The 24875-nt window shown below is 49.4% G+C and carries 21 protein-coding genes; 8 read left to right on the forward strand and 13 right to left on the reverse strand.

Features of this window, described 5'->3' with window-relative positions:
- The first annotated feature begins 403 nt into the window (after positions 1-403).
- The 4 genes from MKX42_RS24575 to MKX42_RS24590 all read left to right on the forward strand — a co-directional run bounded on the left by MKX42_RS24575 (position 404) and on the right by MKX42_RS24590 (position 6723).
- Entirely contained in the window at positions 404-2722 is a 2319-nt protein-coding gene (locus MKX42_RS24575; RefSeq protein WP_340755319.1) for a glycoside hydrolase family 65 protein, read from the forward strand.
- Between the two features lie 307 nt (positions 2723-3029).
- On the forward strand, positions 3030-4715 hold the full coding sequence (locus MKX42_RS24580; protein ID WP_340755321.1) for a glycoside hydrolase family 13 protein: 1686 nt from the start codon (positions 3030-3032) through the stop codon (positions 4713-4715).
- Positions 4716-4854: 139 nt separating this feature from the next.
- Positions 4855-5715 (forward strand): AraC family transcriptional regulator, encoded by an 861-nt coding sequence (locus tag MKX42_RS24585; protein WP_340755323.1) that lies wholly within the window; start codon positions 4855-4857, stop codon positions 5713-5715.
- A gap of 162 nt (positions 5716-5877) precedes the next feature.
- Entirely contained in the window at positions 5878-6723 is an 846-nt protein-coding gene (locus MKX42_RS24590) for a DegV family protein (protein ID WP_340755325.1), read from the forward strand.
- Between the two features lie 229 nt (positions 6724-6952).
- On the opposite strand, the gene MKX42_RS24595 is transcribed toward MKX42_RS24590, so the two are convergent.
- The gene (locus MKX42_RS24595; protein ID WP_340755327.1) at positions 6953-7750 is read right to left on the reverse strand and encodes a class I SAM-dependent methyltransferase; all 798 of its coding nucleotides are present in this window, start codon (positions 7748-7750) and stop codon (positions 6953-6955) included.
- A 130-nt stretch (positions 7751-7880) separates the two neighbouring features.
- On the opposite strand from MKX42_RS24595, the gene MKX42_RS24600 reads away from it, so the two are divergent.
- Entirely contained in the window at positions 7881-8045 is a 165-nt protein-coding gene (locus MKX42_RS24600; RefSeq protein ID WP_340755328.1) for a hypothetical protein, read from the forward strand.
- Positions 8046-8233: 188 nt separating this feature from the next.
- Here the strand turns inward: MKX42_RS24600 and MKX42_RS24605 are convergent, their stop codons facing one another.
- Positions 8234-8494, reverse strand: a complete 261-nt coding sequence (locus MKX42_RS24605) for a hypothetical protein (protein ID WP_340755329.1) — start codon at positions 8492-8494, stop codon at positions 8234-8236.
- 470 nt (positions 8495-8964) lie between these two features.
- On the opposite strand from MKX42_RS24605, the gene MKX42_RS24610 reads away from it, so the two are divergent.
- Positions 8965-9465, forward strand: a complete 501-nt coding sequence (locus MKX42_RS24610; RefSeq protein WP_340755331.1) for a hypothetical protein — start codon at positions 8965-8967, stop codon at positions 9463-9465.
- 66 nt (positions 9466-9531) lie between these two features.
- Positions 9532-10551 carry a hypothetical protein gene (locus tag MKX42_RS24615; RefSeq protein ID WP_340755333.1) on the forward strand — a complete coding sequence of 340 codons (1020 nt, stop codon included), beginning with the start codon at positions 9532-9534 and terminating at the stop codon, positions 10549-10551.
- Between the two features lie 107 nt (positions 10552-10658).
- Here MKX42_RS24615 and MKX42_RS24620 read toward each other — a convergent pair whose 3' ends face one another.
- From MKX42_RS24620 to MKX42_RS24655, 8 genes are all read right to left on the reverse strand, one after another.
- Positions 10659-11501 (reverse strand): tyrosine-type recombinase/integrase, encoded by an 843-nt coding sequence (locus tag MKX42_RS24620; protein ID WP_340755335.1) that lies wholly within the window; start codon positions 11499-11501, stop codon positions 10659-10661.
- A 98-nt stretch (positions 11502-11599) separates the two neighbouring features.
- Positions 11600-12037, reverse strand: a complete 438-nt coding sequence (locus tag MKX42_RS24625) for an NUDIX hydrolase (RefSeq protein ID WP_340755337.1) — start codon at positions 12035-12037, stop codon at positions 11600-11602.
- Between the two features lie 405 nt (positions 12038-12442).
- Positions 12443-14215, reverse strand: coding sequence for a PAS domain-containing sensor histidine kinase (locus tag MKX42_RS24630; protein WP_340755338.1), 1773 nt, complete (start codon positions 14213-14215; stop codon positions 12443-12445).
- Between the two features lie 242 nt (positions 14216-14457).
- Positions 14458-15150 carry an ABC transporter permease gene (locus MKX42_RS24635; protein ID WP_340755339.1) on the reverse strand — a complete coding sequence of 231 codons (693 nt, stop codon included), beginning with the start codon at positions 15148-15150 and terminating at the stop codon, positions 14458-14460.
- On the reverse strand, positions 15143-16060 hold the full coding sequence (locus MKX42_RS24640) for an ABC transporter ATP-binding protein (protein ID WP_340755340.1): 918 nt from the start codon (positions 16058-16060) through the stop codon (positions 15143-15145). Before MKX42_RS24640 ends, MKX42_RS24635 begins: the two co-directional genes overlap by 8 nt.
- 104 nt (positions 16061-16164) lie before the next feature.
- On the reverse strand, positions 16165-17100 hold the full coding sequence (locus MKX42_RS24645; RefSeq protein WP_340755341.1) for a sensor histidine kinase: 936 nt from the start codon (positions 17098-17100) through the stop codon (positions 16165-16167).
- A complete protein-coding gene (locus MKX42_RS24650) occupies positions 17097-17846 on the reverse strand; it encodes a response regulator transcription factor (protein WP_340755343.1) in 750 nt (249 codons plus the stop codon). Before MKX42_RS24650 ends, MKX42_RS24645 begins: the two co-directional genes overlap by 4 nt.
- A gap of 124 nt (positions 17847-17970) precedes the next feature.
- Positions 17971-20784 carry an S-layer homology domain-containing protein gene (locus MKX42_RS24655; protein ID WP_340755345.1) on the reverse strand — a complete coding sequence of 938 codons (2814 nt, stop codon included), beginning with the start codon at positions 20782-20784 and terminating at the stop codon, positions 17971-17973.
- A gap of 564 nt (positions 20785-21348) precedes the next feature.
- On the opposite strand from MKX42_RS24655, the gene MKX42_RS24660 reads away from it, so the two are divergent.
- Complete coding sequence (locus MKX42_RS24660) at positions 21349-21840, forward strand: DinB family protein (protein ID WP_340755347.1); 492 nt, start codon at positions 21349-21351, stop codon at positions 21838-21840.
- Between the two features lie 79 nt (positions 21841-21919).
- Here the strand turns inward: MKX42_RS24660 and MKX42_RS24665 are convergent, their stop codons facing one another.
- The 3 genes from MKX42_RS24665 to MKX42_RS24675 form a co-directional block, all read right to left on the reverse strand.
- Complete coding sequence (locus tag MKX42_RS24665; protein WP_340755349.1) at positions 21920-22531, reverse strand: uridine kinase family protein; 612 nt, start codon at positions 22529-22531, stop codon at positions 21920-21922.
- A 127-nt stretch (positions 22532-22658) separates the two neighbouring features.
- Positions 22659-23786 (reverse strand): glycoside hydrolase family 88/105 protein, encoded by a 1128-nt coding sequence (locus MKX42_RS24670; protein ID WP_340755351.1) that lies wholly within the window; start codon positions 23784-23786, stop codon positions 22659-22661.
- Between the two features lie 36 nt (positions 23787-23822).
- Complete coding sequence (locus MKX42_RS24675; RefSeq protein ID WP_340755353.1) at positions 23823-24857, reverse strand: dienelactone hydrolase family protein; 1035 nt, start codon at positions 24855-24857, stop codon at positions 23823-23825.
- Positions 24858-24875 lie beyond the last annotated feature (18 nt).

Consider the following 24875-nt stretch of genomic DNA (forward strand, 5'->3'; position numbering starts at 1 on the left):
TTAGGGCACAATTAGTTGTACAGACTACAGTTATAGTTCTCAATCACATCTAATCGCCAATTGTAAATGTACAGAATACAACTAACTCTGAGCATCTGTGTTCTGCCACACGCCGACAGTAAGCATTAATGCGAGCGAATGCTCTTATTTCTACCCTACCCTCAGTAAAGAACTGTGTGCGTTATCCAACAGGTACGTGATCAGCGGAGAAAGCGAAAGGAATGTGAAGAAGCGCTAGCGTTCGCCTTTGTCCCCGGATGCTTACCTTATAGCTTGAATACAGGCATCCGGGGACAACAGTGATCGTAACATCCTTTCGCATTCGGAGCGGCCTGCACGTACCGGCTAGACTGAGGCATACGGTTCATTTTATATTCATATCCCCCTTTAAGGAGCCAAAATCATGAAACAATACTTAACAATCAACGAATGGTCCATTATCGAAGAGTCCTTTGATCCGCAGACCCAGGAAATATCCGAAAGCGTATTTAGCATCGGGAACGGATACATGGGCGGCAGAGCCAACTTCGAGGAGCAGTACAGCGGACCCAGCCTGCAAGGCAGCTACATGGCCGGCGTCTATTACCCTGACAAGACACGGGTCGGCTGGTGGAAGAACGGGTACCCGGAGTATTTTGCCAAAGTGCTGAACAGCACCAACTGGATCGGAATTAACATTGAGCTGGACGGAACCCCGCTGGATCTGGCTGCCTGTACAGTCACAGAGTTCCGCCGGGTACTCAATATGAAGGAAGGCACGCTCTCCCGCAGCTTCACCGCAACCACCCAGGATGGCAAAGAAGTCAAGGTGGAGAGCATCCGGATTGTCAGCATGGTCCGCCATGAGATCGGGGCGATCCGTTATTCGCTCACTCCGCTCAATTTTGCAGGGAATATTACCGTAACCCCCTATCTCGACGGCGATATCAAGAACAAGGATGCCAACTATGACGAGAAATTCTGGAACGAAGTGGAGAAGAAGGCCGGACCAGAAGGCGGACATTTGACCTTGAAGACCAAAAAGCTCGATTTCCATGTCACCTCCGCCTACGTCTTCGATATTCTGCTGAACGGGGAGCCGGTTGCGGCCGAAGCAGAGGTTCTGGAGCAGGACAAATATGTGAGCAATACATTGAATGTTCCGGTACAATCCGGCGATCAGCTGGTTATTTATAAGTTTGCTGCGAATGTTACCTCCCGCAATTACGGGCTGGGACAGCTCGTGGATGCCGCATCGGCTGCACTTCAGAGTGCGCGGGAGGCGGGGTTTGTGGCGCTTTTAGCGGAACAGGCTGCGGCTTGGGGTGACAAGTGGAAGGAAAGCGACATTATTATTGAAGGCGATGTGTCGGCGCAGCAGGCGATCCGGTTCAATATTTTCCAGCTGAATCAGACCTATACGGGCGAGGATGACCGGCTCAACATCGGACCGAAGGGCTTCACCGGGGAAAAATACGGCGGCAGCACCTACTGGGATACGGAAGCTTATTGTGTGCCGTTCTATCTCAGTACCGCCGACTCCGCAATTGCCCGCAATCTGCTGATCTACCGCTACAAGCATCTGGAGAAGGCCAAGGAGAATGCCCGCAAGCTCGGCTACCGCAAAGGCGCGCTCTACCCGATGGTCACGATGAACGGTGAGGAGTGCCACAATGAGTGGGAAATTACGTTCGAGGAGATTCACCGCAACGGTGCGATTGCTTATGCCATCTATAACTATGTGAATTATACCGGCGATAAGGCTTATCTGGGCCAATACGGCCTGGAGGTGCTGGTGGAGATTGCGCGCTTCTGGGAGGAGCGTGTGAACTATGTGGCGCATAAGGATAAATACGTGATGCTGGGCGTCACCGGCCCGAATGAATACGAGAATAACGTCAATAACAACTGGTACACGAACCGGATGGCAGCCTGGACGATGGAATACACGCTTGAGGCTCTGGCCTATGTGCAGGAGAATGAGGGTTCTCGCTACGCTGAGCTGGCTGATAAGCTGGAGCTGCTGGAGAGCGAAACGGCCAAGTGGAGTGAGATTATCGCCAAAATGTACTATCCGGCTGACGAAGAACGCGGAATTTTCCTCCAGCAGGACGGCTTCCTCGACAAGGAGATCATCCAGGTCAAGGATGTGCTGCCGGAGAACCTGCCGCTGAACCAGAAATGGTCATGGGACCGGATTCTGCGCTCCTGCTTCATCAAGCAGGCAGATGTGCTTCAGGGACTCTACTTCCTAGGCGACCGATATGATCTGGAGACTAAGAAGCGCAACTTCGACTTTTACGAACCGATCACCGTGCATGAGTCCTCCCTCTCCCCTTGTATCCATGCCATTCTGGCCTGTGAGCTGGGCTACAAGGAGAAGGCGTATGAGATGTACCTGCGGACCTCACGCTTGGATCTCGACAATTACAATAACGATACGGAGGACGGCTGCCATACAACCAGCATGGCGGGTACGTGGATGTCGGTTGTTCACGGCTTCGGCGGACTTCGCGTGCTGAATGACCGGCTGGTTCTGAACCCGTCTAACCCGGGACACTGGACCTCTTATTCCTTCAAAATCATGTTCCGCGGCTCGCGGCTAAAAGTGACCGTGACCGATGCACAGGTTACTGTCAGCAACGAAACCGAGGTTCCAGCCTCCCTCACCATTCACGGCAAGGAGTATACGGTGAACGGACTGGGTACCGTCAGTGCCGGGGGCGCTTCTGTTACGGTGTAATCTTATCAGCCCCGAAGATATTTAGCTTCTTCGGGGCTTTTTCAATAAGAGATCTACTAGATCTCCCAAATCATCAATAACAGCATCCGCTTCCGACGCTGTGACAAACTGTTCATTCCGTTTCCAGACAGTCTTCATTCCTGCTTCGCGGCCGGATCTGGCTTGCGGGTTCCCTCCCATTCGGAGATAAGCACCTCATCGAATAAATGCCCGATGTTCAGCGCCTTGAAATTATCGTATTGAAATTGGCCGTAACCGTTCGAGATTAACGCAAAACCTAATATACCATGGTAAAGGAGCTACATTAATGAAAAGAACCTTTTGGAAAGAAGCCGTAGTCTACCAGATCTACCCGCGCAGCTTCCAGGACAGCAACGGAGACGGTATCGGCGACCTGCAGGGCATCCTCTCCCGGCTGGATTATCTGCAGCAGCTGGGCGTTACTGTCGTCTGGCTGTCACCGGTCTACAAATCACCAAACGATGACAACGGTTACGATATTAGTGATTACGAGGATATTATGGATGAGTTCGGCACATTGCGGGACTGGGAGGAGCTGCTCGCCGGACTGCATGAACGCGGCATCAAGCTGATGATGGACCTCGTCATTAACCATTCCTCGGACGAGCATGCCTGGTTCGTAGAATCCCGTTCCTCCAAGGATAATCCCTACCGCGATTATTACATCTGGCGTCCGGGCGGACCAGATGGCGCGCTGCCGAACAACTGGAGCTCCATCTTCAGCGGCCCGGCCTGGGAGCAGGATGAGACTACCGGCGAATATTATCTCCACCTGTTCTCGCGCAAGCAGCCGGATCTGAACTGGGAGAACCCTCGGCTGCGGGAGGCGCTCTACAAGATGATGGCCTTCTGGCTCGACAAGGGTGTGGACGGGCTGCGGATGGATGTCATTAACCTAATTTCCAAGGTGGAAGGCCTGCCTTCCGTCCAGCATGAGGACCTGGCCCCGGGCGAACTTGCCGGCGGCGGCGAATACTATATGAATGGACCCAGGGTTCATGAGTATCTGCAGGAGATGAACCGTGAAGTTCTCTCCAAATACGACGTAATGACCGTCGGGGAGACGCCGGGAGCCACCGTAGAGGATGCCATTCTCTATACAGACGAAGACCGCCATGAGCTGCAAATGGTGTTCCAGTTCGAGCATATGGACGTAGATTCCGGCCCGGGCGGCAAATGGAATGTGGTGCCGTGGACGCTGAAGGGGCTGCGGGATATTTTGCATAAATGGCAGGTGGGTCTGGCAGACAAGGGCTGGAACAGTCTATATCTCAACAACCATGATCAGCCGCGGATGGTCTCACGGTTCGGAGATGACGGCAAGTACCGCGTACAATCGGCCAAAATGCTGGCTACCCTGCTGCACACGCTCAAAGGCACGCCTTACATCTATCAGGGCGAGGAAATTGGCATGACCAATGTGAAGTTCCCCGCGCTGGAGGATTATAAGGATATCGAAATTCTCAATATGTACCGGGAAAAGGTGACCGAAGGCGGCGCAGACCACGACACCATTCTCCAGGCGATACATTCCAAAGGCCGCGACAATGCCCGCACCCCGATGCAGTGGAATGCCTCAAGCAACGCCGGCTTCACCACCGGAACCCCGTGGCTGAAGCTCAATCCGCGCTACACCGAGATTAATGTGGAGCAGGCGCTGGCTGATCCGGACTCGGTATTTTACTATTATCAGGAATTAATTCGTCTGCGTAAGCAGCATCCCATTATGGTCTATGGCGAGTATGAGCTGCTGCTGCCGGAGCATGAATATATCTATGCCTATACCCGCACCTTGGACGATGAAAAGTGGCTCATCCTGCTCAATTTCGGTGATACCCCGCAGACTGTAGAGCTTACAGATGAACTGAACGCCGTCACCGGAACGATCATCAGCAATTATCCGGAGGAGCCCGCAGCCATGGACCGCAGCACCCTCCGCCCTTACGAGGCCAGAGTCTGCCGGATCGGGTAGCGTAACGAACGCTGACAAATCCCTTCGAATATGACATCATAGGTGGATAGAACGCATGACCTGTCATTAATGAGCAGAGAATAACAGGAACATCTGTGCGGTGGCATGTTAGGATGAACTCAGAAGGAGATGGGGAGCTTTGGAATGGCTGATTCGAATGAAGCATGCACTGGACTATATGGAGCTGAAAATGACTGAAACTCTGCGTATCGAGGATGTGGCTGAGGTAGCTTATGTCTCACCGTTCCACTTCCAGCGCATGTTCAGTATGCTGACTGGCTTCACGGTAGCCGACTATATCCGCAAACGCAGATTGACGCTGGCCGCCCAGGAGCTGGCGGTATCCAATATCCGTGTACTGGATGTGGCGCTGAAATACGGATATGACTCGCCGGAGTCCTTCGCCAAGGCGTTCCGCAAAGCCCATGGGATTACCCCTTCAGCAGCGCGTAAGTCTGGCGTCCAGCTCAAAGCTTTCCCCCGCATCTCGTTCCACCTATCATTGAAGGGAGATCAGGATATGGACTACAAAATCGTGGATAAACCAGCTTTTACCGTTATCGGCAAATCAATGGAGGTAACTACCCGTGACGGGGAGAATTTCCGCAGAATCCCGCAGTTCTGGGACGAATGCAATGAGGACGGCACTTCCGACAAGCTGATTGAGCTTAGTGCCTCCCGCGAATGGCTTGGCATCTGCACGGATATGGATATGAAAAAGGAACAGCTTACCTATTGGATCGGTGTCGAAGGTACTCCGCAAACAGATGCTCAAGGTTATGAGACCACTGTCATTCCGGCTGCCAGCTGGGCCGTATTCCGGTCCGAGGGTGCTTTGCCGCATGCGATTCAAGGGGTTTGGCAGCGGATCTATCAGGAATGGTTCCCGGGAACCGGCTATGAGCATACCGGCGGACCTGAGATTGAGCTATACCCGCCCGGCGATACGTCAGCTGAGGATTATGTGTGTGAAGTCTGGATTCCGGTGATGAAGAAATAAGAATCAAGGGTTACATGTAATGCGGGAACGGCTTCGCCTGTCTGTATGGACGGTGAAGCTGTTTTTTTTGTTTTGAGATTCTTCCCAAGCTTGGTATAATAAACAGATTATAGTTTTCTTAATCTAGTGTATTCTCATCCAAGAACGGTGAAGGAGATATTCATGTCTATCGTAAAAATCTTTTCAGACAGCACTTCCGATTTGCCGCAAGGCTGGAAGGACACATATGATATCGGTATTGTGCCGTTATATGTTGTTTTTGGAGATGGTACCTTCAAGGACGGGGTCGAAATCACCCCTGAAGAGGTCTACCGCCGCGTTGCTGCAGGCGGTGCCCTGCCTAAGACTGCTGCGCCATCCCCTGCTGATTTCATCGCCGCGTTCCAGCCGGCGATCAACAGCGGCCATGATATTGTCTATATCAGTCTGTCCTCTTCTTTATCTTCTACATATCAGAATGCACTCCTGGCAGCGGGTGAATTCCCCGAAGGCCGGGTGCATGTCGTAGATTCTGAGACCTTATGCGGCGGAATCGCGTTGCTGGTCATGAAGGCTGCACGTGCCGCAGCCAAAGGCGAGAGCGCTGCCAACATCGCAGCAATGATTACCGAAGCCCGTAACCGGGTGGAATCGGAATTCGTGGTCGATACGCTGGACTACTTATACATGGGCGGACGCTGCTCAGGGATGCAGAACTTCATCGGCAGCCTGCTGAAGATCCGTCCGGTTCTCCGGCTGGTGGACGGAGCCATTGTCCCTGTTGCCCGCATCCGCGGCAAGAAGGAGAAAGCGGTGGAGCAAATGCTTCAGCATGCGCTCGTGAATGCCGCCGATATGGACAAGGAGCTGCTCATAATTGCCCATACGCTGGCAGAAGAGGATGCCAAGATGCTGGAGACCGCGCTGCGCGCGCAGACCGGTGTCGAGGAAATCGCCGTCATTCATGCCGGCTGTGTCATCGGGAGTCATTGCGGTCCCGCTACCGTAGGTCTGATGTATATGCGCTAGAGCGGGTGGGGCCAGTAGCAGACATCAGGTCCGGCAGCGGCTGCCCCGATTGCATAGCTTGCTTCACCAAGACAGCACCACCATGCGGGTGAATGCTGTAAGAACTTAAGCTGCCTGGCCTGCTTACCATCGCGCCAGCACAATGTGATCGGTTTTTCGATTACATTCTGCCAACAAGAAACAGCAGGCCCTCCGAGGGGACCTGCTGTTTCTTGTTTAGGACATAGTATTATGTTGTCGGAGGATATAACGGGCTTAGCAGTCCCTCAACAGCATCGGCAACCAGCGTGTAGAATTCGGGGAATCCCGGGTGCTCGGCACTCTTGATTTCTTCGAAGGTACGGATAGATAACCCTTGCGAAGCGACAGAGGTCAGGATATCCCCCAGCGTCCAGCTCCGCACCACCACTTGCCCTAAGCCGGAACGCTCCTCTTCAGGAAGCAGCTTGGCGAACGCAACTTCACTTTCTCTAAGCGCATCGTCAAAATAATTGCCGGTGGGATGCTGAAGCGTCTTAGTGGTCAGCCATGCCCTGGCGAACGGGTGGAAGTCGGTGAATAAAAGCCTTCCGCCTGCCTTAAGCCGTCTGCGGACCAAGGCAAATACCGCATTCAAATCAGTGAAATAATGCAAAATCCCAAACTCCATCAGCACCACATCGAACGTTCCCAAGGCTTCTTCTTCAGGGATATTCATGACGTCTGCACAGAGGTAGTTCAGCTTCACCCCCGCTGCCTCCGCTACTTCACAGGCGTATAAGCGGTTCTCTTCCGAAATATCCACGACGGTGACCTCTGCCCCCAGCATAGCAAAGCAAATGGCTTTCCTGCCGTGAGAGCCAAGCAGATTAAGCACCTTCAAGCCTGACGGATTGCCCGTGTACTTGAGCCAATACCGCAGCGTATGTGCGGGGTCCTGCTGCAGCTGTACTGCAAGCTCCTCAGGTGAACCATGGTACTGAGTCCAAGCCTGATAGGCTTTTGTCTCCCAAGCCGCTTTATTCGTACGTGACATCTGCTCCTGCATGTTACTCCCCCTTGTAAGAAAAATTTGGAAATGGCACTTTCTGATTTTACTATAATCCGCTTATAATGCAACAAGCAGAACAGCTAAAGTAAATAAATCCTTACATATGAACCAAGAAGTCTGAGAGAAGATGGACGTTTCCAGCAAGCAAATGGAAAAACGCAGCTTATTTCGCCCGATTCAGCGGATCATGGAGCAACAAGTGGAAAAACAGCAACTTAAATTGATGATTTTACCTTTTAGGCTGAATTGGGCTAAATTAAGTGCTGATTTTCCAACTTCTATTGTTCGGTGAAAATAAAGTATTAGACTGGAGTCGTTGATTTAACGCGGTTTTTGAATTGAAGAATCGTCAGCTTTTGAAAAATAAGTTTTAGACTAATCCATTAAAAGAAGCAGCGACGGAACAAGACTTGAAAAATAAAGTCTTAGACTGCCGCTGTTGTCGTTCAACTAACGTTCTCCGTTAGTTCAATAGGCTAACTATTTCCCTCTTGCAGCATTTTTAATATAACTCTTTGCTTCAAATAGGGTTAATTGTGTAGATTTTATAGATACCTTTAATTCTTCTTTAGTTGTTTCATTATATAATAATTTTTCGCCAAGTGAATTAAGCTCCCCATTTAGTTTGTTTCCTAAGGAAGGGAGTCCACTCTGAACCTCAATTACGGAATAATAATTGTCTTCAGTCTGTACAGCAAAAACACCTAAACGCCTATATTCTACAGAAACTCGTCCCTTCATTAATCATGCTCCTTTCACACTACAACAATACCATATATTGGAGTTTTATAGCTTGTTATCTTAATAAGATCTAGAATAGTCTACACTCTATGTCTCAGAATGCAACCTTTTTTCCCCAGTTTTATACTTGCTATTAGGACAATCAAACTTGAATTATAAGAATATTTTTGAAGGTAGTTTTCATGTTACTTAATGTCAATTCAATTTGAGGACTTGTTTAAATCTATAAGAATTAAAAAACTAGTTTATAAAAATAAAATATTCACTATTTTATTATAAATGGATTTCCATACGTTGAGAATTACTACCAAAGTATTATATTTGAATACATTTAATTACATTCTAAAGGCCTACATAAAATTAGTACATTATCCTCAATCTGTATAATCGGAATTATAGGTATAATATGGATGAGAAACAAAAAAATTAAATATTAAAAAAGTAAAATACTAAAAACTGGAGGTTCTAGAATGAAGAAAACTATTGCTGCAATCAGTACTTCAATTTTGTTATTGGCTGCAAGTTCAAATGCTTTTGCTAGTGGAAGTATTCCTACTGATGTAGACCGCAGTCAATTTCCACAAAAAGTTGAATTCGGTATTGATACTTCATTGGAAAACACACCTCAAAGTAAATCATTTTCAACCATGGCAACAGGAGAAAGTATATTAATTAGAGCTTTTTCGGATTATATACCTGGTTCAACAATTCCTGTTTGGGAATACAGCGCAACAGGTATTACAGATCCAAAAAGTATCCTGTATGTCGCTTCAGTTACTACTTCCTTATTTCATGATAACGACCTTATCGGCCAAAGCAATCAGGCTATAGGATTAGCGGGCTTCGATGCTGAAGTCGAGTACTTAGCGGAGTCTGCAATAGAAGGATATTGGGAGGCTTTCTCAAATCACACTATAACTAATGGTTCTGACTTTTTTACAGCTTGGACCGTTGATAGTGAGAACTATTAAATAGCTTAACATCCCCCTTCGAAATGATGGGGGATGTTGAATTTAGACAATAGAGGTGGTTAATAGTTGAAATATCTTATTTTATTTGTTATGAGCATTACTCTTTGTTCTTGCAGTTTCTCTGATAACGCTTTAACCTCTTCTAAAAAAAGGGGAACACTAGCTGTTAGTGAAAAGCAAATTGAACCATACCAAATATCAAATAAAATAGAAAATTCTCAAGTACCAAATGTATACTATAGAATGGTTTTTGATGATCAGAACATCACTACAATTCCTACAGAAAATTACCAATATTACAAATTAAAATCTGATAAATTGGATCAGTTAAACCTGTCCTTTCTCTTTGATAATACTAAAATTGATACGGATATAACATTAATTGCCCTCCAAGGCAGAAAGAATACTGAGATTAAACTACAGGGAGATAATACATGGTATAGTGCCTTGAAAGTACCTTCAAAAAAGAATGAATCGAGTAAACTAAATTTTTCAATTAAATGGAATAGTGAACTGAGTGAAGAGTTAATCATCTTCCCTATTATTGAAGAAGCCAAAAATATATATACTGGTGCAAGTCTTGGGGTTTTGCGCTGGTATATTGAAGATGAAATAACAAATAATGTAGACTACCTTAAAGACATGAGTAATCATAAATTAGGCCTACAACATGAAGAATATAAAAATGTTTATCCAATACTCTCATGGCTAAATGATAAAGGCGATAAAATCGATGTAAATTTAATTGATTCGATTCCATATACTAAGGAGGATTACAGTACTTTATCAATTAGTAAGTTATCGCTAGATAGTGTAGTTGATTTGATATATGTGAATAATCTGGGGGAATCCGAGTTAGTTTTGAGTGGATATAAAGTTAATAAGAGTGAAATAACAAATATTGAATTGGAGAATATACAGAATGAAAAGTTTGATAAAGATATAAAATCTCGTGGTTTTTATATTGTGTTAAATCATAAAGATGAAGAATTAGTAAAAGACCTTTATGCAGTTCAACAAGGTTTGAAAATAGTCTCCACTAGTTTTCAACAAGTGATTGAAATAATACCGACCAATGCTGATTGAATTTCGTAATATTTATTATTAAATAGCAAGTGTTACTTTTCTCGCTATCCTGCCCTTTAGTTGAACAGCGGCGGATTTCTAAATGGGATCCGCCACTGTTCAAAAAACTAAAAGAATCGTCGATAAAGTTCTCTCCGACGTTCGCCGCGGAGCTGTGCGTAGATTTGAGTGGTCGATGCTTTCTCGTGACCGAGCATACCTTGGATGAAATCTAATGGAGCACCGTTATCAAGGAGCCGGCATGCATAAGTATGTCGAAAGCGATGCGGGTATACGTTCGCTTCAATTTCTCCACGATCTGCAAGCCGTTTTAAGGCCCATCTGATCGTAGGTATGGCCATTCGTTTTGTTGGATTCGTATCGGTAACAAATAAGGCTTTGCAGGAGTCCTCACGGCTGGCCAGGTACTTCTTTAACCATACTTTGCACTCTGTCGTAAAGTAAACTTCTCTTTGCTTTGATCCCTTGCCATTAACGATTGCTGAGCAGTTCTCCCAGTTAAGATCCTCGATGTTGATCTTTTCCACCTCCCCAACCCGGCAACCAGTGCTGTAGAGAAACTCAAGCAGCGCTCTTTCCCTGAGTGACTGACAAGAGATCTTTAAGTGTATGACGTCTTCCTCAATTAAAAACTTAGGAATGCGCTTATCTAATTTTGGTTCTCTCAGTCTTAGAGAAGGATTTGAAGTCAGATACGTCTCTTCATAAGCGTAACGGAAAAGAGAACGAACAAACCTAATTCGATGACCCAGGCTGCTTGGCTTCAAACGATCAGCCTGTTTTGCCAAGTAATCCTTCAGCGTGGTTAACGTTACTTCAGTAATATCGAGATTGCCAAACTCTTGCATCAACATTTTGTGCTGAAGGGCGTATGCTTTTAATGTTCTCGTACTGAATCCTTGAATGCGCTTGTCAGCTTCATACAACCTCCACAATTCACTTAAGTTCATAACAAAACCTCCCCTTTAGAAGCTATTAAATCTAGTTTGCTTCTAAGGAGAGGTTTTAATAATCTGTAAGCCATGTTGAACTAGCGTTCTCCGTTAGCTTAATATGAAGTTTCTTTTTTACGTAGAGACTCTGCCTCTTGTATACTTTCTTTTAGCCAGATAGGAGCCATTGGATTACTCAGTATTTCATCAGTTGTCATCCAATACACTGCATCAACCTCATCTGGACTCTTAACATAAGGTTCACCCTTATCAAACTCGCAAAGGAAAACAATATCAATAACTTCACTACCATTGTCTAATATAAAAGAGGTGTTTCTTACAAATTTAATCTTATCTTTTACCTTTACTCCCACCTCTTCAAAGAGTTCTCTTTTTATAGTCCTTTCTAGTATATCCTGGGTGTTACCCTCATTTTCAACTGTACCTCCAACAAGCGAAAGAAGTCCCCCAGCGTGTTCCTCTTTCATACTGCGTCCAATTATTAGCCACTTATCCTCTTGAAAAACAGCTCCTTCTACATTTACATAGAACATTTGTAGTATCCCCTTTATTTTCAGATTTATAGTCAACTTCGCTTAGAAAGATGATATATCCTTTTTTCACTATCCTGCCCGTTAGCTTAATGCCCTCGACAGTCTAGTACTTTATTTTCTCAGTCTACAACTTTATTTTCTCGGTCTAACACTTTATTTTTCAGTCTAAAACATTATTTTTTTCTGACATCTATCCCAGTAAGAGCCTATCGAAGATAAGCAAGTGGAGAAAATACAATTGTTTGCGCTGCCCATGGTAGCGTTAAAGTGGAGATAACGAATAGAAATAACCCGCCCCCACTGTATCCTGGAGAACGGGTTGTCTGGCTCGATAGTTGAGAACACAGGGGATTGACTCGATAGACGAGAACACAAGTGAGCGTCAGCCCCGGCTCCGGTTAACCCTTAGGAGTGTAACTCCGGCTCAGGCCCCGGCTCTTCCTTCATAAAAGGCAGCATGAACCGGAAGATCGAACCCCGGTCCTCCTCGCTCTCCACGAAGATCGTTCCGCCCATCAGCTCCACGAGCTGCTTGCAGATGGCAAGTCCCAGTCCGGTCCCGCCGTATTTGCGGTTAATGGACGGATGCAGCTGGGAGAAGGACTGGAAGAGCAGATTCAGCTTGCTGTCGGCAATGCCTACTCCGGTATCGCGGACCGAGAACTCCAGCAGATATTCCGGTGAGGCGGGCAGCGGGATGTTCTTGACTGACAAGGTAACACTGCCACGATCGGTGAATTTCAGCGCGTTGCCGACCAGATTGACGATAATCTGGCGCAGCCGGCTCGGATCGGTCGTGACGATGTCCGGCACACTGGTATCTGCCCACCAGCGCAGGGAGAGCTTCTTCTCCTCTGCCTTCGGAGTGAACAGGTCAATGATGCCCTCCAGCATCTCCCGCAGATCAAAGCGTTCGGATTGCAGCGGCATCTTGCCTGCCTCCATTTTGCTGAAATCGAGGATGTCATTGAGGATCTGCAGCAGACTGTAGCTGCTGCTGCGCAGAATCTCGGCGTAGCTGCGCTGTTCCTCCCCAAGCTCGGTCTCCAGCAGCAGGTCGGCCATGCCGATCATTCCGTTCATCGGCGTGCGGATCTCATGACTCATCATCGCCAGGAAATCCGACTTGGCCTGTGCAGCCCGCTCTGCTGATTCCTTGGCGCGGAGAACCTCCCGCTCGTTCGTAATATCGCTGAAGGAAATAACCACACCGCAGATCATCCCCCGGTCCAGCAGCGGAGCAATCCGGTAATTCACGAAGAAGCTGGTTCCATCCTTACGCCAGAAGACTTCATCCGCCTTGCTGCGGGTAACTCCGTCTTGCAGGGTAAGCGTGATGGGACACTCCAGCAGAGAATGGAGGGGCGCACCTCCATGCATGTAATGGATCATCTCCATCATCGGCAGCCCGGTCAGCTCTGACGGCTCGTAGCCCAGCATCTGTGCCCCTTCACGGTTAATGAAGATGGTCCGGCCCAGGTTGTCCAGGCCGAAGATTCCGGCAGAGACAGAGTTCAGAATGAGACTGAGCCGTTTGTCCTCAGCCATCTCGAACACGAATTCTGCCTGCGGCAGCTCGTCATCATCCTTCGTGGCAGCCATTTCATCCGCATACGCAGAATACCCGTCTCCTGCCTGCACAGTCCGCTCAGCGCCTGCCGCAAGGCTGCTGCTCATGCTAACCCAGCTACGCAGCAGACTGGAAAGGGGCCGGTTCGCGGGATCATGGAGGATGGCGAATACACCGGCAATGCCTTTGTCTGTGTGAAGCGGCACATAGCGTACTGTAACAACTGCACGCCCATCATTTCCGGCACCAGTAGTTTCAGCACTAGAACTTATCTCTCTTCCAGCACTAGCACTTACCACACTTCCCATACCCTCGGCATTCCCCGCGCCGCCGCCCGTCCCTTCATTTCCTTCCGCGGCTTCCACGGCCAGCTCGAAGCTCGATGTGATACCGGCCAGAGCAGATGCGAAATGGGCCTCGCCGGGCGGATGCATCCGGCATTCGTTCAGTCTGCCTGCCTCCTCGGCACTTATCATTCGGTTGCTGTCTGTGTAGCGGCCCTGCCTGTCCAGTACAATGATGAAGTCCGGATGATGATCGAACAACGCTCTAAAAGCACTTTCGCCTGACAGCGCGTTGTCCAGAATAGAAGCCCAGTCTTTAAGCATAGCCCACCTCCTCCGCTCTTGCTTCAACCCTGCTATCGTTAGCGTCCGAAGACTGCAGAAACGCTCTGATTATGTAGAATTCTCTGAATTAGTTCCTATTATAGCAAAAAAAACGTTAGCGGTCGCCAGAAAAACATGGCACCGGGGCAGACTGTACAACGACAGAAACAGTGCAAGTCCTGTAGAAGGACAGCACTGTTCACTGCATTTCTATGAGAGGACAGGCTTGAATTCCGGCGATGTCAGCTTACATCCTGATGCTCGATATTGCGGATCGAGAAGTAGGCAACCGCCACCCCGGCCAGGGCCAGGCTAACCGAGATCCCGAGCAGGTCACCCATGCGGAAGCTTCCGTTCCCGAAGCCGGAGGAGATCAGCATCACGATCAGGACGGCGGAGACAATCGTAGCCGGCACCGATTTGCGGCGCATCCCGAAGTATAACGGAATCAGTCCGATACCGGCCGCGTAGAGCGCATCCATTCCCGCTTGCATAGAGTAGGTCATGACCAGATCCATCGTCAGCGTTCCCTCAATGAGGTCAGGCAGGAAATATCCAATACCTGCAAGAATACCGCTGATCACTATATTAGACAGCCAAATAGTAAAGAAGGTGAACAGAAAGACAATAATCAGTTTGGCCGCCATGAGCATTTTACGCGGTACCGGATACATGAACAGCACTGTGATTGTATTATTCTTATATTCGTCGATGACCAGCTTGCTGATCAGTACAGAGGCGAAGATGATATAGATTGCTTTTACAAAAACAGATACCCCTTGAAACAAATCGCCATACGTCCCGAAGTCTCCTTCATCCATACCCGTAAAAGCAATGAGAATCATGAAGCCCAGAATGGCCAAATTTGCAATCAGCACACCCTTAAGAAAAGTGAATTTACTCTTGCGCAGCTCCAGCCGGATTAACTTAAACATGGTTGACGCCCCCCATCAGTTCCACAAAATGATCCTCCAGCGAATGATGCTTCTTGCTCATACTCTCCAGCTCCACCTCTGCTGCGGACAGGGCCCGGCTCAGCTCTAGCTGCGGGATGTCTTCATAGACACGAATGGTCCGCGGGTCAAGCACCTTGTAATTGCGGAGACCCAGCTTCCCCTCCAGGACGAAGACGGCCTTCGTGCACTCGCTGGTCACCAGCTCGATATACTGGGTTTGCTGGCTCCGGATCGAATCCATTGCCACCTGCTCCACCAGCACTCCTTCACGGATTACGCCGATCGTGTCGGCAATCTGTTCGATTTCACCCAGAATGTGGCTGGAGATCAGCAGGGTCATGCCATAATCACGGCTCAGCATACGGAACACCTCGCGCAGTTCCTTGATTCCAAGCGGGTCCAGCCCATTAATCGGTTCATCGAGGATCAGCAGTTCCGGCTTGGTCATGACCGCTCTGGCAATTCCTAATCGCTGCTTCATCCCGAGGGAGAAATTCTTAACCGGTTTGCTGTCCACCGCTCTCATCTTCACCAATTCGAGCGCTTCCTCTATCGCGTTGGCATCATAAAAGCCCATATACTCCCCATGCAGCGCCAAGTTCTCACGGGCACTCAGCTTGTCGTAGAACACCGGGTATTCAATAATGCTGCCCATGCGCTTCAGCATGTCGTAAGAGCGGTGGGTCATCTTCTCCCCGGCAAATTCAATCTCGCCAGCCGTCGGCTTCACCAGATTCGTGATCATTTTCATTACCGTTGTTTTGCCGGCGCCGTTCGGTCCCAGGAATCCGTAAATTTCACCCTGCTTAATCTCCATATTCACATTGCGCACAATTTCCTTATCCTCATAGACCTTGGTCAGATCCCATGTCCGGAGTATCGTTGTCATTTTCCGTTATCCCCTTTAGCCTCGTCTTGTTCTTCCTGGTATTTATTCTACAGGGCGGAATTTGCTTTTTTCTTACTGAAATCTTACTTAATTCTTAAGAAGCTTCAGAAGGACTGTCTGGGAAAAGAGAGCGTAAATGCCGTACGCACATTTGGCTGGCTGCTCAGGGAAATGGTGCCGTTCATCTGCTCGGTCAGCCGCTTCGTAATCGTCAGCCCCAGGCCGCTGCCCTGATAATCGCGGTTGCGCGAATCCTCCAGGGTGTACAGCCGCTCGAACACCTTATCCTCGTGGCCTTCGGCGATGCCCTTGCCCCGGTCCCACACTTCTATGCAGACCCGTCCGGCGTCCGGGTACAGCTTCAGCCCCAGCACTCCCCCTGCATTACCGTAGGTAATCGCATTGGAGAGCAGGTTCGTCAGAATCCGGTCCAGCGCCTCATCGTTGCCCATGATATGAAGCGGCTCTTCCGGGATCTCGATCTGCACATCCGTGCCGCTCTCACTAAGCAGATCATAGAAGGCCAGAATATTCCGGCGGCAGACCTCGCCCAGCTCCACCCGCGAGAGCGGGATGTCCCGGTCCCCCGACTCCAGCTTCGCCAGATCGAAGAACCGGTTCATCAGCTCGATGACCTCTCCGGCCTTGGTATGAATCGTCCGCAGCATCCGTTCCTGCTCTTCCTTGGATACCGCCCTATCGTGCAGCAGCGTCTCAATATAGCCCAGTACTACCGTCAGAGGCGTCTTCAGATCATGCGACACATTCGCCAGCATTCCGCGCATGGATTGCTCCAGCTTGCTCCGCTGAGCCGCTCCCTGATGGTTAACATCCAGCAGACGGTTCAGATCGGTCAGCAGCTGCTGCACCTGCGGACTGCTGCTCATCAGCAGCAGCCGCTCATGCGATCCGCCTTCTATGATGCTCTCCAGCTTATAGTGAATGTAGTCCAACTGGCGGGCATGCTGCCGTGATTTCAGTAACTGCAGCGTAGTGACCACAAGCAGCAGTACAAGCAGAACCAGCAACAGAATGATCACAGCAGCACATCCCCCAACTTGTAGCCGATCCCCCACAGCGTCTTGATATACTCTGGACGGGAGGGATCATCCTCGATTTTCTCGCGCAATCTGCGCATATGTACATTAATTACATTCTCATCGCCATAATAATCCTCTTCCCAGACTTGGCTGTAGATCTGCGCCTTGGTGAATACCCGGCCCGGACTGCTCACGAACAGCTTCAGAATGTGGAACTCCTTGGCGGTCAGCTTCAGCTCTTGCCCGTTCTTCCGCACCGAGAAATTATCCAGATCCACGCTCAGTCCGCGCAGCTCGATTCCCTTCGGCTTCTCCGGCTGTGTCTCTCCGCCATCCTGCACCCCGCTTCCGGCAGCAGCCTGGCTTCCAGATGCAGCATACCCCGCCCGGCGGATCGCGGCCTTCACCCGGGCTGCCAGCTCAATCATCGAGAACGGCTTGGTAATATAATCATCCGCGCCGAAGCCCAGCCCCAGCGCCTTATCCACATCGCTGTCCTTTGCCGACATAATCAGCACCGGCACAAGGCTGCCGCTGCGGATAATCTGCAGCACATCCGTGCCGCTGCGCTTCGGCAGCATCAGATCCAGCAGCACCAGATCGTAAGCATGGCCGCCCATGAACTTGCTCACCGCCACGTCCCCGTCATATGCGATCTCCACCTCATAGCCCTCTTTGGTCAGATAAGAATGGACCATTTCGCTGATCGCTTCATCATCCTCGATCAGCAGCACCCTCTGTTGCATAATGAACCTCCTGTATTTCTATTTGATATCGCTTGCGGATTATATAATCTGCAACAAAGCAGCGGCTCTCCAAGTACGGGAGAAGCGCTGCTTTGTATTTCTGATAGTCTGCTGTATTCGGTTATTATTCCTTAGCCAAAGTAATATCCAGGGGATCAACAAGCAGGCCCTCTTTAACTTTAAATTTACGATTTATATCGATTCTCTTCTGATGCTCAGCATCCCAATAGAAATACACATCGTATTCCCCATCCGGCAGATAAAAATCAAAATTGCCATTAGTAACTGTTGCTGCATAGGAAAGCGGAGAATCCGTACCGGCCTCAGTAATCATTAGCACTCCATTAGCATGTGGAGTTCCATCCTCATTATATATCTTGCCTGATATTGCTAAAGGTACCTTGATATTAATGGGTCCGGCGGCAGGTTCACCATTAACAATCTTTATCTGTGTACGCAAGGGTATACTGTTTGAATTCTCAGTGTTAAACATCAGTATGTTATAATCTCCATCCGGTAAATAAAGATCAAACTTACCTGCAACCACAGGGACCGTATAAATCCCGAAATTCTGAGCATTCATTTCTCTAATTTCCAGCCATCCGTCGCCAATCGGGGAGCCATCCACGAAGCTAATGTTTCCTTCAATTTTTGGAGGCAATTTTATATCCAGATCGCTCTTCCCGTTAATGACCTCAAATAAATAATTAATTCTTAATTGATTGTTAGTTTCGCCATAGATTAACATTTCTACGTTATAATGACCGTCCGGCAAATTAAAGTTGAACCTGCCTGCTTGGATTTCGGCACTATACCAGCCAAGCGGCCCACTGTCCAGGCGCTGTACAAAAATTTCTCCATTCTCAAATGCAGTCCCGTCCGAATACTGAATCGTACCTGCCTGCTGCTCAGGAATGAGAATATGCACCTCTCTATCTGCCTTGCCATTCATAACGTAAAACATATAGTAGAGTGAAATATTCTCTTGTGTAGTTGTGGAGCGCATGGAGTAAATTCTGTACGTCCCATCCGGCAAATTCATCAAGAATTGCCCGTTCATCACTCCAGCGATGTAAATCGTATGATCGTTATCCCGTTCTACGTATATAGTGCCTGTATCTACAACCTTCCCGTCTGCATGCTCAATGACCCCTTTTATAAGACTAAGATTAATATTAGGCGGTGTTGGAGCTGCCGTTGCCGTTGACCAAGGTGTGGGCGTCGGTGTTACTTCCGGCCACGAGGATGGGGACGGTGACGGTGACGTCAACGCTGTTGGTGTCGCTAACGGCGATGGTGACGGTGAAGTTACCGCCGTTGGCTGCGCTGTTGGTGTTGCCGTTGGTGCCGCTGTTGGTTCCTCCGTCGGTACTGGCGTTGGTACTGGTGTTGGTTCCTCCGTCGGTACTGGTGTTGGTACTGGTGTCGGTTCCTCCGTTGGTACTGGGGTTGGTACTGGTGTCGGTTCCTCCGTTGGTACTGGCGTTGGTGTTGCTGTTGGCGCCGGTGTTTCAGCCGTACTGCCGCCTCCACCAGTCCCTCCCCCTCCGCCGCCAACTAACATGGCCGCTGTAGGAATCGCAGAAGACGCAGCTACCATTTTATCAGAACCAGCTATATTCACTTTCACATCTGCCGGAACATCAGTGCCGATCGTAAGTTTACCTGGAGCATTCTCTATTGTAATGCCCGAAGCGTTGACTACCGCATTAGCGATATTGCCTTTGCCTGATATTTGTATACCGGCGTTCATTGTCATGGATTTGATATTGCTGCTATTAGCCAATTTATTACTGCCCGCTGTTTTATCAACATTGACTGTCTCGATAGTGCCCCCGCTGATTTCAATGTTAAGGCGTGATGCAAGAATATTTACAGCCTTGAAGCTGCCGGTCAACAGAATGCGGGCATCGGCTGGTATTTCAGGTGATAACGTAAGTGTACTAATCTCAGCACCAGTGAGGGATTCAACGGCAGCAGCGGACTGAATCTGAAGGTTATGGATTTGGGTCTTTCCTTCAGCAACTACTCTTACACCGCCCTCTTCCTTGTCAACACGCACAGAACCCAGTGTGGAATCCGCAAGATGAATACTGTTAGGCCCTCCGCCTTCAATTGCGGTATTGCCCCTTACTGTTACATTCTGGAGCCGCACATCACCTTCAGCTATGCCTTCACCCAGCAGCAGATCTCCAGTGATATTCATATTACGGAGTGTGATACCTGGCACGTTGATCACTACATCACTGTCAACTTCTGAAATTCCTGACAGCGGACCATAGGTACCTGGCGTTTCATAAATGATTACATACTCACCGGCTGCATTTAGTAAGGATAAAGCCCTATCCAAAATGACTACTGTCTCTGCCCGGGTTGCATATGCGAGGGGCCGAAAGTTCCCATCACCGGAACTCGTCATGATACCTTGCTCGCTTACAGCCCCGATAGCACCTTTGCTCCAATCTGCACTCTTAGCCATATCAACGAACTCAGGAGCCGCAGCCGACGCTGTCAGCTTGAGCAACTTGCTGATGATAACAGCCAGTTCCTGACGGTTGATTTTCTGATCAGGCTTAAAGGTCCCATCCTCGTAGCCTTGAATGTAACCTGCTGCATTAGCCTGCAAAATACTTGAATAATACCATTTACTGCTGGAGATATCGCTAAAATTAGCTTTTTTCGTTTCAGTGAATCCAAAAGCCCTATTAATCAAAACCGTTAATTCCGCCCGAGTCACCAGGTTATTCGGCTTAAATTCACCATCAGGGTAGCCGGAGATCAGACCTTGATTCATCCATTTACTGATTTGATTCTTCGCCCAGTTTCCACCAAGATCGGATACATTGTCCGCAAAAGCTGAGACAGCCGGCAGGATGGAAAGACATACAGCAAGTGCCCCTGCGATAACTTTTTTTCTTACACTTCTTTTGATAAACAAACTGATTCCCCCGACTATGTAGTTATAAAAGCATACAAATTATAAATTTCCTTGCTTTATTTAATCCTTAAGCCCTATTAATCCGTTAAAATTATAGCATGATTCCCGTAAATGATTGGTATATTTTCGGATTTTATTTTCTAATTAGTACCTCATAAGATTTAAAATAGTGGATCAGAACCAATTCCCCTTCAAATGACCTCTTTTCGAAGCGGGGTTGTTCTTCAGGGGCGTTTGGCCCGGCTTAACGGACTGAGGCGCTCTTATTCGGGAAAAAAGTCATCATTGGGGCGCTTAACGGACCCCACAGGCCTTATCCCCTTCACTTCGGCTCCAAAAAATCTCGGAGAGAGACGATAAGGTCGCCTGAGTCCGTTACGCTGCAAAAGGTGGCATTGGGGTGGGGATAAGGTCTCTCCAGTCCGTTAGATTTTTTTGGGTTGGAGTTCCACAAGCTTATCCAGTCTATGGATTCTATGAACCTGACAGGCTGTCGTCCAGTTACTCCTATTATAATGAATGATATGATCTCTTATTCAATCTGACAGACAAGGTGGTATGATCATGGCAGCCAAAACCAACAAGCAGCTCATTCTTGAATTCGAATCCTTCATCCCCTATATTCAATCGCTGGACAGCATGGAAGATGCAGCCTGGGAGGCTCCGCTGGAGGCCGGAAAATGGTCCCTGCAGGATGTCCTTTGCCACATCATGCTGTGGGACAAATACTTTTATGAGGAGGCTCTGGTCAAAATCCAAGAAGGCCTGCCGCTGACAGCCGCGCATCTGGACTTCAATGCATTCAATGCCAATGCAGTTCTATATGCCAAGACAGTGACCCGGCAGGAAGCCCTCCGGCAATTCGTCCAGCACCGGACCCAGATTACCGTGCTTGCCGCCTCATTAAGCGATGCAGCGCTTGAACAGAATCATCCCGATGGGGACGGCAAGAAATTCAGCATCCGCAGGTATCTGAGAGATTTCATTTCCCACGACAAGCATCATAAGAAGCAGATAGAGAAATATGCAGCATCAGTTGCGGTCCCTAAATCATAAAACTGCGGCCCTGTCTGTCCTCTGAAATCTGGATAGATGGAGCCGTAGTTTTTATCATTCTTTTGAATATAAACGATGCTTAATCTTGATTCCTGATCACAATATCGAACCTCTCATGATACGGATGCATGAATAATTCATACTGAATTCTGCGCTGTTCATGGGACTTCATTAAGTATCCGATATCCGTGCCCCGCTCAGCCACATCCCGGATTCCCCTGCGCCTCAGCTCGGTCTCCCCATCCGTGTGCAGGTATACTTTGAGGTCATACAGCCCCGGATCGGTAAAAGCAACACTCATGCCTTCGACAATATTAATCTTGTTGCGCGAAGATAACAGCGTACTCTTGGTGTAGTGAGTATCCATCGTATACAAGTCGAGGCCATCCCTCAGCATACGTATGTCTCTCTCCAGAGCGTCTGTGTGATGGGCGGCAGGGTGACAGGCAGTCATTTTGTCACGGTGATGTTCATTGTTATATTCATAGTCAATCATCGCGTACTTCCTGAGACTAGAACCGATAATATAAGGGTCCGTATTCAATAGATTCACATTATCCTGCCCGAGCAGGCTGATCAGATGACCGGCAAATGTGGTTTTGCCCGATGCTCCGTGACCTGAAATCCCAATGATGACCCTCGCAGTCTGACCGCTGATCCACTTAACGATTCTCTGTAATTCCCGATCCATTAGCCTGTGTCCTCCGCATATCTTTGATAGATGTAACAACACTTTATATTATCATAAAATGCGGCCCGGGAACCGGTTGCCCGTCCGGCAAAATCCCAGCTACGATGACCCTTATTCCGTTGGCTGTCTATTGCCCGGCAACATACCTCTCCACTTCAAGAGAAGCCAGCAGCAGCGGTGCTACCCCCATAGGTACATCTGATACAACCGCTTCGGAAATGTAGTAATCGTAGGAGCCGTTGCGGTCCTTGCTGAGCCCTGCTCCGTGACAGATCTGGTGCAGATGAACGCCTTGTTCATCTTCGGTCACCAGATGCTTAAGGATTCCCTCGTAGCCGCTTAGCATCGCTGCCTTGAAGGAAGGCTCCAGATAGCGCAGCCGCAGGGCTTTGGCCATCGCATAGACGAACATGCAGGAGCCTGTCGCTTCAAGGTAGTTGCCCTTACGTCCCGCCTGATCCAGCACCTGATACCAGAGGCCGCTCTCCTTATCCTGCACCTCAACCAGCGCACCGCACATCCGCTGAAAAATTCCCATCACCGTTCCCCGCTGCGGATGGGTCAGCGGGAAATGCTCCAGGCAGTCCACGGCGGCCATCGCGTACCAGCCCATCGCCCGGCTCCAGAAATGAGCGGACAATCCAGTGGACGAGTCCGCCCACTCCTGCTCCCCGGATTCATCCCAGCCGTGATAGAACAGGCCGGTACGCGGATCACGGGTTCTGCGCTCAATAAGCAGCAGCTGACGGGCGGCTTCATCGATCAGCTCCGGACGCCCGAAGACCGCCCCGTATTCGGCCAGGAACGGCGAAGCCATATATAATCCGTCCAGCCACATCTGGAACGGATATATTTTCTTATGCCAGAAGCCGCCTTCAGAGGTCCGGGGCTGTCCGATGAGCTGCGCTGCCAGCAGATGGGCGGCTTCCGCGTAGCGCTGCTCACCCGTCTGACGGTACAGCCAGAACAGATTCTTGCCCTGATTGATCTGATCCAGGTTATATTCCTCCAGCGAATAAGAGCGGATGCTTCCGTCCTCCCCGATGAAGCTGTCCATATGCCGCTGCATGAACGAGAGGTACTCAGGCTCGTTATGCTGTATCCCGGCCCGGGCCACTGACATCAGCAGCATGCCAGGGACATACGCCCAGCGCTCCATTACATATTCGTGCTCTCCTTGTTCATTGCATTGACCGATGAATGTATCCGCAATTCTGCGGGATAAGCCTGTGCTTACTGCTTCTGGTATAGACATCTCTATTCCTCCTGTCGTTTGTGTTCGCTTGTTACCCTAATTCTGCGGACCGGCAAGCTGCTTAAGCAGCCAGGCATACGCCGGTTCCCCATGAATCTCATGGCCCCCAGTGAAAAAATCCGCCGCAAGCTGCCCGCCATGGCCCTCTGCGGCATAGATTTGCTCCAGCCGGTCCAGAGCCTGCCTCGCGGCGGCGGGACCAAACAAATGGTCCTCATCCCCCGCCTCCAGGAATAGCCCCCGCGGAGCCATCAGGCCCAGCAGATCCGGCATCTCCGCTTCCAGCAGAATGCCCGGAATGTAATTGTCCAGACAATGATTCCGCGTGAGAATGCTGTCTTGGAACGTATTGGCGTAGCCGCTGACCACCGCACTGCTGATCCGTTCATCCAGTGCAGCCGTGAAGCCCGCCACCAGCCCGCCGCCGGAGATGCCCATAATGCCGATCCGTTCCCCGTCAACCTCTTCCCGCTCCTGCAGATAATCCAGCGCCCGCATCGTCTCATAAATACGGCAGCCTGCCATCGTCTGCCCTGCCATCAGCAGTGCCGAGGACAGGCGGAAGCAGGAATTACGTCCAGGCTCGCCGCTGGCGAGGTCCTCAGCCAGACGCCTGTCTCCGAATCCGAGTACCTCGGGAGCCGCAACGACGAAGCCCTGCTTCACCAGAGAGACGGCAAAATCCTTATGCAGTCCCGGGTCCCCCGTCCGCTCCGACCCGTCCGGATTCAAGCCGGTAATCTCGCGGCTGCCGTAGCCATGCCCGTGAATAGCCAGCACAGCCGGACAGGGAGAGCCTGCCGGCTCCTCCGGGATCAGGAGATACAGGGCCATTCTAAGTCCTTCATAGGTGGTAATCTCGATACGTTCGCGAATATATCCGCTGCAGACCGTCCGCTCCAGCTGTACCGGTTCAAGCGCCGCCCTCCTAGCGGGAAATCCGCCCAGCCGCTCTATAAACCTGGCGCTAAGGGATGCCCGCCATTGTTCAAATGAAAGGTCTGCTCTGAAGGCAGAGCTGCGCGGTGCAGAAGCCGTCAGTTGATTGATATATTGTTCAAGTGATTCCATCAGGGTAATCCTCCAATC

The sequence above is a fragment of the Paenibacillus sp. FSL R7-0204 genome (genome assembly GCF_038002225.1).
In the GTDB taxonomy this organism is placed as follows: Bacteria; Bacillota; Bacilli; order Paenibacillales; family Paenibacillaceae; genus Paenibacillus_AQ.